Annotated in this window: 13 protein-coding genes; 9 read left to right on the top strand and 4 right to left on the bottom strand. The window is 59.2% G+C overall.

All coding sequences use genetic code 11. The features are described 5' to 3' along the window. Positions 1 to 194: 194 nt before the first annotated feature. Positions 195 to 1,067 (bottom strand): glucose 1-dehydrogenase, encoded by an 873-nt coding sequence (locus M6D32_RS03675; RefSeq protein WP_298253470.1) that lies wholly within the window; start codon positions 1,065 to 1,067, stop codon positions 195 to 197. After that, complete coding sequence (locus M6D32_RS03680) at positions 1,060 to 2,901, bottom strand: glycoside hydrolase family 15 protein (RefSeq protein WP_298253472.1); 1,842 nt, start codon at positions 2,899 to 2,901, stop codon at positions 1,060 to 1,062. The genes M6D32_RS03675 and M6D32_RS03680 overlap by 8 nt, the downstream gene beginning before the upstream one ends. A 483-nt stretch (positions 2,902 to 3,384) precedes the next feature. Here M6D32_RS03680 and M6D32_RS03685 point away from each other — a divergent pair, with 483 nt between their 5' ends. From M6D32_RS03685 to M6D32_RS03715, 7 genes are all read left to right on the top strand, one after another. Continuing rightward, positions 3,385 to 4,950 carry a GMC family oxidoreductase gene (locus M6D32_RS03685; RefSeq protein WP_298253474.1) on the top strand — a complete coding sequence of 522 codons (1,566 nt, stop codon included), beginning with the start codon at positions 3,385 to 3,387 and terminating at the stop codon, positions 4,948 to 4,950. Next, the gene (locus M6D32_RS03690) at positions 4,947 to 5,420 is read left to right on the top strand and encodes a DoxX family membrane protein (RefSeq protein ID WP_298253476.1); all 474 of its coding nucleotides are present in this window, start codon (positions 4,947 to 4,949) and stop codon (positions 5,418 to 5,420) included. Before M6D32_RS03685 ends, M6D32_RS03690 begins: the two co-directional genes overlap by 4 nt. Continuing rightward, the gene (locus M6D32_RS03695) at positions 5,417 to 5,863 is read left to right on the top strand and encodes a cupin domain-containing protein (RefSeq protein WP_298253478.1); all 447 of its coding nucleotides are present in this window, start codon (positions 5,417 to 5,419) and stop codon (positions 5,861 to 5,863) included. Before M6D32_RS03690 ends, M6D32_RS03695 begins: the two co-directional genes overlap by 4 nt. A gap of 6 nt (positions 5,864 to 5,869) precedes the next feature. Continuing rightward, complete coding sequence (locus M6D32_RS03700; RefSeq protein ID WP_298253480.1) at positions 5,870 to 6,772, top strand: SMP-30/gluconolactonase/LRE family protein; 903 nt, start codon at positions 5,870 to 5,872, stop codon at positions 6,770 to 6,772. Next, the gene (locus M6D32_RS03705) at positions 6,769 to 7,578 is read left to right on the top strand and encodes a VOC family protein (protein ID WP_298253482.1); all 810 of its coding nucleotides are present in this window, start codon (positions 6,769 to 6,771) and stop codon (positions 7,576 to 7,578) included. Before M6D32_RS03700 ends, M6D32_RS03705 begins: the two co-directional genes overlap by 4 nt. 16 nt (positions 7,579 to 7,594) lie before the next feature. Next, positions 7,595 to 8,470, top strand: coding sequence for an SMP-30/gluconolactonase/LRE family protein (locus M6D32_RS03710; RefSeq protein WP_298253484.1), 876 nt, complete (start codon positions 7,595 to 7,597; stop codon positions 8,468 to 8,470). 1,691 nt (positions 8,471 to 10,161) lie between these two features. Continuing rightward, positions 10,162 to 10,341, top strand: coding sequence for a hypothetical protein (locus tag M6D32_RS03715; protein ID WP_298253486.1), 180 nt, complete (start codon positions 10,162 to 10,164; stop codon positions 10,339 to 10,341). A 310-nt stretch (positions 10,342 to 10,651) separates the two neighbouring features. Here the strand turns inward: M6D32_RS03715 and M6D32_RS03720 are convergent, their stop codons facing one another. After that, complete coding sequence (locus tag M6D32_RS03720) at positions 10,652 to 10,822, bottom strand: hypothetical protein (protein ID WP_298253488.1); 171 nt, start codon at positions 10,820 to 10,822, stop codon at positions 10,652 to 10,654. Positions 10,823 to 10,993: 171 nt separating this feature from the next. Here M6D32_RS03720 and M6D32_RS03725 point away from each other — a divergent pair, with 171 nt between their 5' ends. Then, positions 10,994 to 11,335 (top strand): hypothetical protein, encoded by a 342-nt coding sequence (locus tag M6D32_RS03725; protein WP_298253490.1) that lies wholly within the window; start codon positions 10,994 to 10,996, stop codon positions 11,333 to 11,335. A gap of 685 nt (positions 11,336 to 12,020) precedes the next feature. Here the strand turns inward: M6D32_RS03725 and M6D32_RS03730 are convergent. After that, entirely contained in the window at positions 12,021 to 12,497 is a 477-nt protein-coding gene (locus M6D32_RS03730; protein ID WP_298253492.1) for a hypothetical protein, read from the bottom strand. 409 nt (positions 12,498 to 12,906) lie between these two features. Between M6D32_RS03730 and M6D32_RS03735 the strand changes: the two genes are divergently transcribed. Beyond that, on the top strand, positions 12,907 to 14,016 hold the full coding sequence (locus M6D32_RS03735) for a DUF2336 domain-containing protein (protein WP_298253494.1): 1,110 nt from the start codon (positions 12,907 to 12,909) through the stop codon (positions 14,014 to 14,016). The last annotated feature ends 395 nt before the right edge of the window (positions 14,017 to 14,411 follow it).

A 14,411-nucleotide genomic window follows, 5' to 3' on the forward strand; every position in this document is an offset into this window, starting at 1 on the left:
ACGAACGCGATGCTCGCGACTATTGGGCGCCGCACCGGCGACCGCGCTAGCAGGATCATCGCAAGATGGAGGCCCAAGGGAGCGCCCCAAAACCTCGCCGCGATGGAGATACGGCAGGGATTCCTCCCAGACAGTTGTCATGCACATCGCATCAAATTGAATCGCCGCGCACCCGGCGGACAGTGCGGCGTCGATCAGCCACCGGTCGCGAATCCCGGATAAAGGCTCATCCCTCCATCGACAAACAGGGTGGCGCCGGTGATGTAATCTGCCATATCCGAAGCGAGCCAGGCCACCGCCTGCGCAATGTCGTCCGGCTCCCCTATGCGCTTGTACGGCACCAGGGTCATGAGGCGTTTGTAGGCGTCCGGACTCTCCCACGCTGGCCGGTTGATGGGAGTCCGAACGGCCCCGGGCGCGACTCCGTTGGCGCGAATGGCAAACGGAGCCACTTCCTGGGCGATGCTACGCATCAACTGCATCACGCCGCCTTTCGACGAAGCATAGTTGACATGGCCGGCCCAGGGTATCTCCTGGTGAACGGAGCTCATGAAGACGAGCTTGCCTGCCGCAGCGGAGATTTGACTGACCACACCGCGTTTCATGAACTCCCGAGCGGCCTCGCGCGCGCACAGAAACTGTCCCGTGAGGTTCACGCCGATCACCTTGTTCCATTGCGCGAGCGTCATCTCTTGAAAGGAAGCATCGCGCTGCAAACCGGCATTGCTCACCGCGATGTGCAAGGTGCCGAAATGATCGACCGCTTGGGCAAACATCGACTTGACATCGTCCTCGTTGCTGACGTCCGCCTTGATTGCGATGGCCCGGCGGCCTCCCGTTTCGATTTGGTGCGCGACCTCCTCGGCGGTTGCCGGGTCGACCACATAATTTACGACGACGTCCGCGCCTGAAGCTGCAAGACCAAGCGCGACAGCCTTGCCGATCCCGGAATTTGCGCCGGTAACCAACGCGGGCTGTCCCTCGAGGACAACGGGGAAACGAACGGCCGGCCGCTGCCTCGCGCCTGGTGCGGCAGGTCCGGCTGGATCTCTCGTCACTTCAGACATATTTGGCTCCTCCACGTGGTGCTCTCTGTCCCTCGCTCGTCAGCGCTTTCTTCCCCCCGCGAATCTCCGATGGTTTGTCGTCGTGGGTAAGGTTGTGGGCAGTGTTCACAAGTGCGATATGCGAGAACGCCTGCGGAAAGTTACCGACCAGCCTGCGTTTTGCGACGTCGTATTCTTCGGACAGCAAGCCGACGTCGTTACGCAAGGCGAGAAGCCGCTCGAACAAGGCCTTGGCATCTGCATCCCGACCGATGAGCTGATAGGCATCGGCGAGCCAAAAGCTGCAGGCCAGGAACATCCCCTCGCCCGGCGGCAAGCCGTCGTTGGTTGCGCTCGTGTCGTAGCGTCGGACGAAGCCGTCTGCGACCAGCTCTCGCTCGATGGCATTCACCGTCGAGATCACACGCGGATCTTCCGGCGGGAGGAAGCCCACCGCCGGAATCAGCAACAAACTCGCATCGAGCTGAGGTTCGCCATAGACCTGAACGAAGCACTTCCGGTTCTCGTCGTATCCGCGCTGACAGACATCCGCGTGGATCAAATCCCGGACCGCGCTCCAGTCGTCGATCGGACCTTCCATCCCGAATTCGGTGGCCGACCTGATGGCCCGATCGAACGCCACCCAGGCCATGATCTTCGAGTATGTGAACTGTTTGGGGCCGCCGCGGACTTCCCAGATACCTTCGTCAGGTTCGGTCCAAATGGATTTCAGATGATCGAGCAGCGCGCATTGGACAGCCCATGCCCGCTTATTCTCGCCGAGCCCACCGCGACGGGACTGGTACAGCGCGTCCATCAGCTCGCCATAGACGTCGAGTTGTAGCTGCTGGTGGGCGGCATTTCCGATGCGGACGGGTTTCGAATTCTCGTAACCGGAAAGCCATGGCACTTCCCATTCAGTGAGCCTGCGTTCGCCGGTGACCGCGTACATGATCTGCAACTGATCGGGGCTCCCCGCGACGGCGCGAACGAGCCAATCGCGCCACGCACGAGCCTCCTCGTAGTACCCAGCGCCCATCAGCGCCAGCAGAGTGAGCGTGGCATCGCGCACCCAGCAGAAGCGGTAGTCCCAGTTCCGGGATCCGCCGAGCTGCTCGGGCAGCGATGTCGTCGCGGCCGCGACAATGCCGCCGCTCGGCCGGAATGTGAGGGCCTTCAGCGTGATGAGAGAACGGAGAACCTCGTCCGAATACGGACCTGCGGCTTTGCATCTCTCCGACCAATCCCGCCAAAACCGTTGAGTGCGCTCCAGGAGCTGGGAGATCTCCATGGCAGGCACTACATCTCGATAGGACATCTGATGACTGAGCACGAAGGTTCTACGTTCGGCCGCCGAAACGACGAACGAGCCGACAGTCCTCATCTTCTGCCCCTGCAGCGGGGCGTCGCTGCGCAGCACCAACATGGAAGGTCCGGCCACCAAGGACAGGCCGCCTTCATCGAGCCGGCTCACCCACGGCACGGAGACTCCGTAATCGAAGCGTGCCGCCAGTTCGCTGCGCATCGCGACCTGCCCGTCGAGCCCTTCGACGATCCTCACGATCTGGGAATTGTCGGATTTGGGTGGCATGAAGTCCGTGACACGGACGCTACCTTGATCAGTTCTGAAGGTGGTTTCCAGGATCAGTGTGCCCGGCAGATATCGACGCTCGACCGAGTGCGACGCCACGGGCGCAACGCGCCAACAGCCGTTGTTTTCGGATCCAAGCAATTTCGCGAAGCAGCTATCGGAGTCAAACCTTGGCAGGCAAAGCCAATCGATGGAGCCGTCGGACCCCACCAATGCTGCAGTCTCGCAGTCGCCGATCAGCGCATACTCTTCGATTCGAGCCATGAAGAACCGCTTATCCAATCGGATTGGCCATGTTTGGTTCCAGCGCCGCATACTCTGGCCGCCTAGACTTAGGTTGAAGAGCAATGTCCGGCGCGGCGTCGGACCGCCGGAGAATGCGATGCCCGTTCAGACATCGCGCAATCGGCCGAAGCCGCCGCCAGTTCTCCGAGTTTCAATCGCATTCCTGGGAACAAAGAGGGCTCGGCTGGGCTTTACTGGTGACGTAGTCCCATCGCCCCATTTGGTCGCGCGGAACAGTGGGGGCACGCCTCATGTTTCCCGCTGTTTTCGACAGGTCAATGTCAATCCAAGTTTGCAGGCATAACGGCGACGACAGCGTCTATCGGCGCAGCGTGATCTGCGCGTCCCGAAATACCACCTTCCGCATATTGCCTGCAATTGACGCGGCCGGTGACGACCTATCCGGGCATCTCCCGGTCGAGGTGCCGCAGCGTACCGAATTGCAGTTCACGAGGTGCCGCGTTGGCCTCGGACCATTATGATCTCATCGTGATCGGCAGCGGTCCGGGGGGCGCTTCTCTGGCCCATCGTCTGGCGCCGGCCGGCAAGCGCATTCTCATCCTCGAACGCGGAGACTATCTGCCGCGCAGCCAACAGAACTGGAATTCGCAGGCTGTCTTCGTCGATGGCGCCTATCGGACCGACGAGACCTGGACGAATTCTTCGGGCGACAGCTTCAGCCCTGCTCTGCACTATTACGTAGGCGGCAATTCAAAGGTCTACGGGGCCGCGTTATTCCGGTTACGCGAGCGCGACTTCGGCGAAGTGATGCATGCGGGCGGAATTTCGCCGGCGTGGCCGCTTGGCTACGATGCGTTCGAGCCCTATTACACCGAGGCCGAGCGGCTCTACCACGTCCATGGCAAGCGTGGCGAGGATCCGCTGGAGCCATGGACGAGCGCGCCTTATCCGCATCCGCCGGTAAGCCACGAACCGAAAATCGCCGCGCTCGCGGATAATCTGCGCGGCATCGGACTTCATCCGTTTCATCTTCCGCTCGGAATCCTGCTGGATGAGAAGGAAGGTAAACCTACGCCAACCAGCATCTGCATGCGCTGCAGTTTCTTCGACGGCTTTCCGTGCTTGCTCAACGGCAAGGCCGACGCGCAAGTCATCTGCATCGACCCCATGCTGGCGAAATATCCGAACGTCACTTTATTGACGAGAGCCTATGTGTCGAAGCTGGACACGGATTCCCACGGCCGGACGGTCAACGCCGTCCATGTCACGCGCGAAGGCCGGGACGAACGCTATTCCGCCGATATCGTCGTGGTCGCGTGCGGGGCGTTGTCCTCCACGCTGCTGCTCTTGCGCTCGACCAATGATGCTCATCCTGATGGGCTCGCCAACGGATCGGGTCAGCTCGGACGCAACTACATGCGCCACAACATGAGCGTGCTGATGGCCCTCATGCCCGAGATCAACGACACCGTCTTTCAAAAGACCTTGGCGTTCAGCGATTTCTATTTCGGCGCCGACGACTGGAATCATCCGCTTGGTCTTGTCCAGATGTGCGCGACCAGTCATTCCGACCAGATCCGGGGCGAGGCGCTGCCGGAATGGCTCGAATGGCTGCCGGAGACGCCGTTCAAGAGCATGGCGCGTCATTCCATGGATTTCTGGCTTCAGGCCGAAGATTTGCCGCATCCCGACAATCGGATCTATTACAAGGACGGCAAGGTTCATCTCGATCTGGTCGAAACCAATCCACAGGGGCTCGCCCATCTCAAGCGCAAGCTCAAGCAAGCACTCAACCGCGCGGGCCATAACGCAATTTTCCGCGAGCGCTCGCTCTACTTAGGTAAGCGCATTCCGCTCGGCGGGACCGCACATCAGGCGGGAACCGCCCGCTTCGGCGTTGACCCCGCGACGTCGGTGCTCAATCTCGATTGCAAGGCGCATGAGCTCGATAATCTTTATGTTGCGGACGCGAGCTTCTTTCCCGCAATCGGAGCGGTCAACCCGACACTCACCATTATTGCCAACGCCCTCCGCGTTGCCGATCGCATTGCGGAGCGGCTGAAATGAGCACTGCTGCGATCGCCGCACTCATCGTCCGCTACGGGCTCGTGATGTTGTTCCTGCCGTTCAGTGCGCTCGACAAGATCCTGGGATTTAAGAGCGCAGTGCAGCAAGCACAGGAGGTGTTCAAGCCACGCATGCTTGCCGCTTTGGTGCTCATTTGCGGACTTGGAATTGAGGTGATCATGTCTCTGGGCGTCGTCACCGGCTTTGCCGACCGACTGGCTGCGCTAATCATGGCGACCTATTGCGCCGCGACTGCGGTTCTCTACAAGCGGTTTTGGACACGGGGCGACTTCTGGGCGGCCGGCGATAGCCAGGGGCGCGCGTTGTTCTGGGATTTTCTCAAGAATTTCTCACTGGGAGCCGGCTTCCTCCTGATCGTGATCGGCACCAACGGGTCGGGCCTGCGGCCGTTCCTGGCGCATCCATTCGCCTCAAGCCAGCCTTATGCCACTTCGCCGGAGCATCCATGAGCGAGCCTGGACCGAAGCCATCCATCCCCTACTGGCATCTCTGGGTCGACGCGAAGGGCGTCAGCCATCAGCAGGAGTGCCATCTCGCTGACTACCATTTGCAGAGCGTCGGACCGGCGGATCCGCAGTGGAACAACAAGCAGGGCAGGCACCTCTCGACCGTCGTCTTTACGGTGCAACCGGTGGGTTGGGTGGGAGACTGGCACGAAAACCCCGCCCCGCAATGGATCATCGTGCTATCGGGCCGCTGGTGGATCGAAAGCATGGACGGCACCCGCATCGAGCAGGGCCCCGGCGCGTTCTCTTTCGGCGAAGACCAGGGCTGCTCGGAAACGAACGGAAGAAAGGGCCACCGATCAGGCACGATCGGTAACGAGCCCGCGGTGTTGATGACGGTTCAATTGCACATCGACCCGTCTCGCGAACCTTGCCACATTGGATAGACCGGTATGAACGGCTTCGATATCTGCGGCGATCGTTTTCGCGCGATGGTGCTGCCCAACGCTCCATTAGAGACCTTGGCCGATGGCTTTCGCTGGCTTGAGGGCCCGGTATGGTTCGCCGACCATAACTGTCTCTATGTCAGCGATCTACCCAACGACCGCATCCTCCGTTGGAGCGAGGGTGGCGGCGCATCGGTGTTCCGCCACCCCTCCGGCTTCGCTAACGGCCACGCTCGCGACATGCAGGGCCGTCTGATCGGCTGTTCGCATCACAATCGCTGCGTCCTGCGCACCGAGCTTGACGGTACCGTGACGAAACTCGCCAGCCACTACCGCGGCAAACGGCTTAATTCACCCAACGACATCGTGTGCAGGTCCGACGGGTCGATCTGGTTCAGCGATCCGCCCTACGGCATCAATACCGATTACGAAGGTGGCAAGCAGATGCCCGAGTTGCCGCCCACGCTCTATCGGCTGGATCCTGCCACGGGCGAACTGACCATTGCGGCAGACGATTTCGAAGGACCCAACGGGCTCGCCTTCTCGCCCGACGAGCGCATCCTGTACGTGGCCGAGACCGGCCGTCAGTTTGATGTCGAGCCGCGCCAATATATCCGCCGCTTCCAGGTCGACGAAGACGGTCGGCTGTCGGGCGGCACGCGTTTCCACAAGATCGAGCCCGGCTTTGCCGACGGCATCCGCGTCGATGAGAAAGGAAACATCTGGTCGAGCGCCGCGGACGGTGTTCATTGCATCGCCCCCGACGGCAAATTGCTCGGCAAAATTCTGACGCCGTCGGTCATCTCCAACCTCGCTTTTGGCGGTCGCAACCGGTGTCGGCTCTTTCTCTGCGCCTCGCAGCGATTGATGGCTATCTTCACAAACGTGCGCGGCTGCGTGCGCCCGTGAGTATCGCGGCTGTCATAGCCTTTCGGCTTACCACCGCTGATCCGGATCGGCTCGCGCGTTTCTATTGCGAGCTTGGATTCACGGCGGAGCAGCACCAAGGTATTCCAGACGAGGAAATCGCAGTGCTGGGCCTTGACGGCACTGGCGCACGGCTTTCGCTTCGTCTCGGTGCCCAGCGGGTCGATCTTGACAGCTTCGAGACACGGGGGAAGCCGTATCCGAGCGGTGTCACAAGCGCCGATCTCTGTTTCCAACATCTGGCGCTCGTCAGCGACGATGCGCATGCGGCTTGGGCACGGGCAACGACGGCCGGCGCGGCGCCTATTTCCACGCGTGGGCCGGTGACGCTTCCCGCCTCTGCGGGGGGCGTCACCGCCGTCAAGTTTCGCGACCCGGAGGGACATCCGCTCGAGTTGCTGCAGTTTCCGCCAGGCAACCGCTGGCGCGGCACCGGCATTCTCGGCATTGATCATTCTGCGATCAGCGTCTCAGACATTGGCGCGAGTTGCCGCTTCTATGAGAAGCTCGGTCTTTCGGTGCAGCATCCCACGCTCAATAGCGGTTCGACGCAGGTAGCTTTGGACGGCCTGCCCGATGTCGAAGTCGGCGTCGTACCGATGATGCCGCGCGCCGACGGGCCACACCTTGAACTGCTCGCCTATCAGACGCCCACTGGCCGCCCGTCCGGACAGTTGAGAGCCAACGACGTTGCGGCGACACGGATTGTCTGGGCGGCGGATAGGCGCGCTCTTGTCCGCGATCCAGACGGTCATCTTCACCTACTTGAACGGTTGACGGCGGCTTAGAGCATAGGACCCTCATATGGATATCGAACTCGTGCTCGATGCGCATGCGATTATCGGAGAGTCTCCGACATGGTCCCCGGTCGAACGGGTCCTCTATTGGATTGACGTCAAGGAGCCAGCGCTGCATCGTTACGATCCCGAAAGCGGCGCTTGCCGGCATTGGACGGTCACGAGCGACCTTGGCGCGTTTGCGCTGATGGAGGAAAATGCTGCGCTGGTCGCGCTGCGTTACGGTATCCATCGCCTCGACCTGGCCACCGGAGCGCTCGATCTGCTCGCGCCGCCTCCATTCGACCCCACGCTGTTTCGCTTCAACGAGGGCATTTGCGACAGGACCGGACGGTTTTGGGTAGGCGTGATGTTCGATCCCATCGCAGGTTCGCCTCCTCCGCAGCGCGCGTCCTTGCATAGCTTCACCCTCCAGCACGGCTTCATCCGCCAAGATGATGACGCCGAGCTCCACAACGGCATGGCGTGGAGCGCGGATGAACAACGCTTGTTCCTCTCGCATAGCAACGCCGGCGTGATTCATGTTTTCCGCTTCGATCCGGCATCAGGTACGCTGGGCCCAACATTCGCGCACATACCGGCAGGCCTTGGCCTACCAGACGGCGCGGCGATTGACGCGGAGGGCTGCTATTGGTGCGCAGTGCATGGTGGGGCCCGGTTGCACCGCTATCGACCTGACGGGCAACTCGACCGCGAAATCCCGCTTCCGGTCAGCAAACCGACGATGTGTGCGTTTGCTGGCAACGACCTGGATAGCCTCTATGTGACCAGCGCATCGGATGGCATGAATTCCGATCAGTTGTGCACCGAGCCTCACGCGGGAGCCTTGTTTCGATTGGGTGTTAGCGTAAAGGGAATAGCGCGGCCGCATACCGTCCGCTGAGTTAGCTGCCCGCTTGACCCTTACCGCCAGTCTTGCGCAGCTTGGCGATGACGCGGACTCTTTTGCCGCAAGACCAGACATGCTTGGAGCGGTAGGACACTCGCGACGGCGGGTTTGGACAGTTAAGCCGCGCTTATGTTTACGGGTATTCCATCAAAGAGATAGTGGCGCCCTGAACTGAGCTGTTTTCATCGGAATGGTAAGGCATTCAGGGCAGGCGCTACGACGTGCAAAGGCCCCTCGCCGAAATAAGTGGACCGCCAGCATTGCTCAAATAGCTGGCGGTCCGTACCAGACAATCGAAATGCTGCCCTGCCCTTTAAGAGTGTGGCGAGCTTGCCTGGCAAGCAATTGGTAGGTCGAGGACCGGCACCGGTTCAACCACGGGTGCCCATCTGCCGCTCTTGTGCACCGTAGCAATCCGAAAACTGATCGAACCTTATTTCTAGCAGCCCGACTAACTTGCAGGAGCGCCCTTCGAGGTGCGTCTTAACGGTCCTAACCATCCTCGGCTGAGAGGGGCCGTTGCGTCAAATCGGCATCGGCATCGGCAGCGGCTGGACCCGCGCGATCAATCCCGAAGCGATGTGTCTGAAACCAAACGAACCTTCGGCCGTTATCCCGCGCGGGTGGAGCGGGCAACATGAACCAACTCAACAGTTCAGCGCGGATAGGACGGGTAGTTCAAATACCCGAGCGACGGTTCAATGAAGCGCCTGTCGCGGTGAACGATAATGCGAAGCTGACAGTTCTAGATCGGGATTACGAGGCCGAGAGTCTCCTATCTCAGATCGATTGCATCGAACCTTGCCGTGGCATTTCGGCAGTTCTCATCGCGATCCCTTTGCTTTGTCTAGTTGCTATCGCGCCGCTGGTTCTACTCGCATTGTAATGGACGCGGCCAGGGAACCTTAGGTCGCCAACACCAGCGCGAACAAAAGGCTTCGCTTGTGCGGAGCCTTGCCAAGCAAACCCTCGTCGGGACTGGAACCGACGGGGCGAACCGGTGGATGGCGCGAGGCAACGGAAGATTTTGGGTGGAACCGCTGGTCGCTCCAAGGACCCGTACTTCCATTGAATGCCCGTCATCCATAAGTGGCAAGCTTAAGTATCGAGCCCTTCCCAACTTTCCGTGCCATCACACGCTTGACGGTCACTGCAATGCTTAATGTTTAGTTGCGTTTCGCCTTTGACTGATGGTCTCAACTCAACATTAGGATGAGATGTGCAAATATGACGGAAAGTCAAAAGCCGGGGTCACGGACCATGATCACCCTCGCGTGCGCCATCTCCGCTATCGTCCTCTTAGGATACAGCGCTGCCGTATTGCACTACCTGCGACGGTTGCCGGAACCGAAGGACTAATCGGTCCCAGGCGCGATGTCGCAAAACAAAACCCGCGGATTGCCCGTCGCTCGCGGTGACGTCGTCCAGTGCGGCGGATTTGAAGTTCCTATCAGGATGCGGCAAGTTCGTCATAGGAACTTCAAATTCAAAGCCGCTACCCGAATCAATAGGTTGCTAGAGCTCCTTTGATTCCGAAGTTCGCATCGGAAGAGGCCGCAATGGCTTGCGAACGTCGGTAGCGGAGCTCTAGTGTCCGAAAGCACAGGTCGCTCTCCAACATTTGTTAAGGCCTGCCGCGTGGTGGACTGCCGCTTTTTCCCATAACACTACATGCGGGTGTAGCCATGAAGGACATGATGGAGCACCTGGAGAAGATCCAGGAACTGATCGTCGAATGTGAGATCATCCGCGACTTGGCAACCGATGCCAAGAAGCGCGAACTATTCGCCAGACTTGCCGAGCACCACAAGACCCTCGCGATGGAAATAGAGCACGCGATCGCCAGTGATCCCAAGCGAGAATAAGGCCGCCTGCGGATGCCACTTCAGCGGCGGATTCGCCGGATGCCGATCAGGACGGCCGCGACGGCCAAGACCACCATAACCGCCACCAGGAGGATGAGCACCGCGACCGCCCCAAAAGCAGCGCTCCCGTCCTGAATGGTCGCTGAGCAGCAAGATCGCAAGGGTCGGAGCCATCATGACGACCTGGAGCGTTCAAGGACCCGCGCCACCTGCACGGCCGACCGTAGCGCTGCCCTGGAAGCGGCGCGCATCTTCGCCGTCGGTTTGGCTGCGGGATAGAAGAGTTACCGCATCTGGTTGGCCGTCTGTGTTAGGTCAGGAGCCACCCCAAGGTTCTGACGACGACCCAGCCGAGGGCAGATACCCAGCCAATCGTCGCGACCGCAATTCCGGCCAGGTACCCCGCAACAAATAGTCTACTTCGCATTTTCCCTTTGCCGACCGTCGAACCCACTGGCATCACGCCCGTGACGCTGTCCATGGTCAAGCCTCCTGCCACTGTACCATTTAGGCGTCTCAACAAGCGGCGCGGTTCAAAGATCCTATTGGAAGCACAGCTTCGTGAAACAGGTTTTATCTGTGCACTATTGGACTTTGTATGGGAGGCTAGTGCCGCCTATTTGAAGTTCCTGCGCCACAAGCGGCGAATTCGATGGCCACGGTGGGAGCGGCAACCGCGGAAGCCACCCACGATGGCCGAACTCCGAGCTCTCGCGCCGTTGACCACTTTCGTCCCGCTAACGGGGCCAAGATCGACCTGCTCATTGGTAGAGGCGAACGATCCTACCAATCAGCTCACATCGCCAACAATCCGGAATTTCCGGAATTTTCGGTCTTTCGTGGCCCGGCTGTCACAGGAGGCGCAGGAAGCCAATTATTTGGCGCGCAATCACGAGATGACTTTTTGATCGTTCTTTATCTTGCGGTCACTGCGCGATGGATGGTGGTCCTCGAAAACGGTTCATTTGACGGCTTGAGGGCGTCATCTACGTGACCGTTTGGCCGGTCACGATACCAGAACATTGCAGCCGCTGATTTCAATCCAGCGGCTGCCTTTCATTTTCGAGATATCGCACCCCCTTATCGCGGTTCGCCACCCAAGGCCGACCGCGGCGGAAATAACGTCGAAAGCTGATCGACTGTTAAACTGGCTGAACTGTTGGGCCAAATTGAATCCGGCTGATCGGTTGGCGCCGGATCTTCGCAGCCCCGGCAAATTATCAACTTTTTGCTCAATTCATTGTTGGCCGATTCGGAAAGCTCATCCTCGCTTGAAAGAATGTCCTTGGAGGTAACGATGGTGGCGTTGGTACTTCGAGGCTTTGGCCGCTTTGCATGGTGAGGTACCGGAATTGAGCGGAATCGCGTCAAGGCGCTCGAATCCGAAACCGGATACCCGAATCTGTCGTGACAGCAACCGCCGAGCGATAATCCTGCCGCGAGCGCAATGGCTAGTCGTCTGGCCATGACCTGGCTTGCCTTTCCCGATCGCGATGTCGACGTCGCAGAGCCTGTCTAGTGCTCCGATTCCGAAGTTCGCCAACTATTGGGGCGGCCTCTGATGCGAACTTCGGAAACAGAGGAGCGCTAGTCCATTACGTGGCTCCAGTGCGGTTTAGAATTTGAAGTTCCTACGACGAGGTTGCCGCGAAACTGATAGGAACTTCAAATTCACCGCACTAGGCTGCCGTACTCATATTTTTGCTGGTCGGGGATTCGGCGCAAAAGCGTTTGCGAATGGCTTCTTCCACGAGTGCAAGCGCCTCCACTGCTTCTCGCGCGTTCGCTTCGGCTACCTGGGCACGCAATTCAACCGCCGTTGCCCGATCTTCAGCCGCCGTGATACGCAACTCGGCTTGCCTCAAAGCGCGTGAGGCATCCTGAAGCTTACACTCGGCTTCGGCAATAATTTGTCGCCTCGCGCGGTCTGCGGCCTCGCTCCGCTGCTCAGCGGAAAGCAATCTTTCCGTGGCAGCTTTGCACATTGACTGAGCGCGAGCTTCCATTTCGCGTGCGCGAGCTTCCATGTCGCTGAAAACCTCGGCAGCCTGATAGACCAGACCAAGTGCGTTGGCTGCCAGATCCGGCTCCGATGACCGAACGAAGCTAAGGACGTTCTCCTGGCGCTCTGTGGCTTTGCGGATGCGCTGCGTCATCACAAAAATCCTTGGTGCTCATAAAATGGCGCTATGATGAACAATTATGGTGAACGGCGCGTTAATTTTCTGCGGAGGCTTCGTTTGCCAGCGGCACAACTGCCTCCTTGGCGCCTCGGTGCAGCCTTCTATCCCGCACGCGAACCAGGACCGGATGGAAATTGACGGTAACTCGGGCGCGAGCGGTGCCTATCGTGCTGGGGCTCGTCTTCCTCATGGTTGGATCAATGCTGGCCAGCCTACCGTGTGGTCCGAGAGCGGCGCCGATCAGTCGGGCTGACCGAAGGGGACCTTGCCAAGGCGAATGGCTTTGACGCACGGCGAGACTTTACGGGTCCTTCAATTATTCAAACTATTGTCGACACTTGCTTAGAATAGCGCGCCCCCACAGTTGCGCTCAGGACGAGCGATGCCAGTCTCAACGCTATCCATCGTCGAAGAAGTTGAATCAGCGTTAAGTTCTTCGTCGGACATCAAGGCCCTCGAGACACTCGAACGGGTGGCGGATTTGTACCTGTCATCGGCCGGTCAATACGCTGCCGACCAGGTGGAAATATTCGACAAGGTACTTGAGCGCCTCGTCAAGACGATTGAGATTCGTGCAATTGCGGACATCAGCGCCCGAGTTGCTCTTGCCGAACTCAGCGCCCGACTCGCGCATGTTTCGCGGGCACCGCCATCGGCGGTACGCCAGCTTGCTCGAAACGACGACATCAGCATCGCTGAGCCTGTCTTAAAGGAATCGGCTTGCTTGACCGCGGAAGATCTCGTCGAGATAGCTCGGCTTAAGAGTGAGCGGCACCTTCTTGCGATTGCGTCGCGTTGGTGGTTGAAGGAAGTCGTCACCGATGTGTTGTTAGCGCGCGACTTTCCATCGGTCAGTCGTCGGATTATCAATAATCCAGGCGCCAAGATCTCAGCAGCCGGCTTCGCAATTTTGGTTGCGCAGGCAGAGGCTGATCCGGAGCTAGCGGTAGAAACAGGCCTTCGGGTCGATCTTCCGCCGAAACTCCGTGACCAACTATTGCGCAAGGCTACCGAGACGGTTCATGCACGACTTCTGTCGAGTGCACCTCCTCACCTCTTTGAAGAGATAAGGAACGCAATCGAGGCTGTCGCGGCCGGCGTGGGCCGCGATATGTCAAAGACCTACGACTTTAGCAACGCAGCGCGCTTCGTAGCGTTGTTGGAGGAAAAGGGCGAACTCAACGAAGGCGCATTGCGGGGCTTTGCGAAACAGCGACGTTATGAAGACACTATCGTAGCACTTGCGCGATTATCAAAGTCGAGCGTTGAGGTCGTCCGTCCGCTGATGCAAAGCATGCGCCACGATGGAATTCTCGTTGCCTGCAAGGCGGCGGAGCTTGGCTGGGATACAGTTACCACGATCCTGAACTGCCGATACATGAGCGGTTCAGCGAGCGCGCTAGAACTGACAAAAGCCCAAGAGCAGTTCGCTGCCATGAATCGGGAAACGGCGCAACGGTTGCTCCGCTTTTGGCAGGTACGGACCTCCTAAAGGGACGGTCCTTGCCTGAATGACAATTTGTTGGTGCGCATTCGAATTAACGCGTCGGATAGATTTCCCAGGTCCGCCTTGATCCAAGATCCAAGATCCAAGCGCAGGCTCTAAGAACAAGCAAACGATGGCGAACCCTGCTGCGGCGCTGCAATGAAAAAGGGCCGCTCACTACGGCCTTACGTTTCTCCTGGATGCAACGAGGCTTTTTCGTTCCGTAACGCCTTCATCAAATCTCTCAAAGCGATCGTAACCTCACGATCGAATGTCCTTTGAAGCAAGCCGCGTGTGGTACACGATCGTCTCATCGATCTGGCCGCGCTTCTTGCACATTGACAATAACTTTGCGCTGAGATTTTCGGACCGATAACTGTGCCTGCCTGACCATCTCGCGT

The sequence above is a fragment of the Bradyrhizobium sp. genome, assembly GCF_027307225.1.
In the GTDB taxonomy this organism is placed as follows: domain Bacteria; phylum Pseudomonadota; class Alphaproteobacteria; order Rhizobiales; family Xanthobacteraceae; genus Bradyrhizobium.

What these genes read in the sequence shown, in the direction of transcription:
- M6D32_RS03675 (WP_298253470.1), bottom strand. Translation starts at nt 1,067, where the DNA reads ATGTCTGAAGTGACGAGAGATCCAGCCGGACCTGCCGCACCAGGCGCG.
- M6D32_RS03680 (WP_298253472.1), bottom strand. Translation starts at nt 2,901, where the DNA reads ATGGCTCGAATCGAAGAGTATGCGCTGATCGGCGACTGCGAGACTGCA.
- M6D32_RS03690 (WP_298253476.1), top strand. Translation starts at nt 4,947, where the DNA reads ATGAGCACTGCTGCGATCGCCGCACTCATCGTCCGCTACGGGCTCGTG.
- M6D32_RS03695 (WP_298253478.1), top strand. Translation starts at nt 5,417, where the DNA reads ATGAGCGAGCCTGGACCGAAGCCATCCATCCCCTACTGGCATCTCTGG.
- M6D32_RS03700 (WP_298253480.1), top strand. Translation starts at nt 5,870, where the DNA reads ATGAACGGCTTCGATATCTGCGGCGATCGTTTTCGCGCGATGGTGCTG.
- M6D32_RS03710 (WP_298253484.1), top strand. Translation starts at nt 7,595, where the DNA reads ATGGATATCGAACTCGTGCTCGATGCGCATGCGATTATCGGAGAGTCT.
- M6D32_RS03715 (WP_298253486.1), top strand. Translation starts at nt 10,162, where the DNA reads ATGAAGGACATGATGGAGCACCTGGAGAAGATCCAGGAACTGATCGTC.
- M6D32_RS03720 (WP_298253488.1), bottom strand. Translation starts at nt 10,822, where the DNA reads ATGGACAGCGTCACGGGCGTGATGCCAGTGGGTTCGACGGTCGGCAAA.
- M6D32_RS03725 (WP_298253490.1), top strand. Translation starts at nt 10,994, where the DNA reads ATGGCCACGGTGGGAGCGGCAACCGCGGAAGCCACCCACGATGGCCGA.
- M6D32_RS03730 (WP_298253492.1), bottom strand. Translation starts at nt 12,497, where the DNA reads ATGACGCAGCGCATCCGCAAAGCCACAGAGCGCCAGGAGAACGTCCTT.
- M6D32_RS03735 (WP_298253494.1), top strand. Translation starts at nt 12,907, where the DNA reads ATGCCAGTCTCAACGCTATCCATCGTCGAAGAAGTTGAATCAGCGTTA.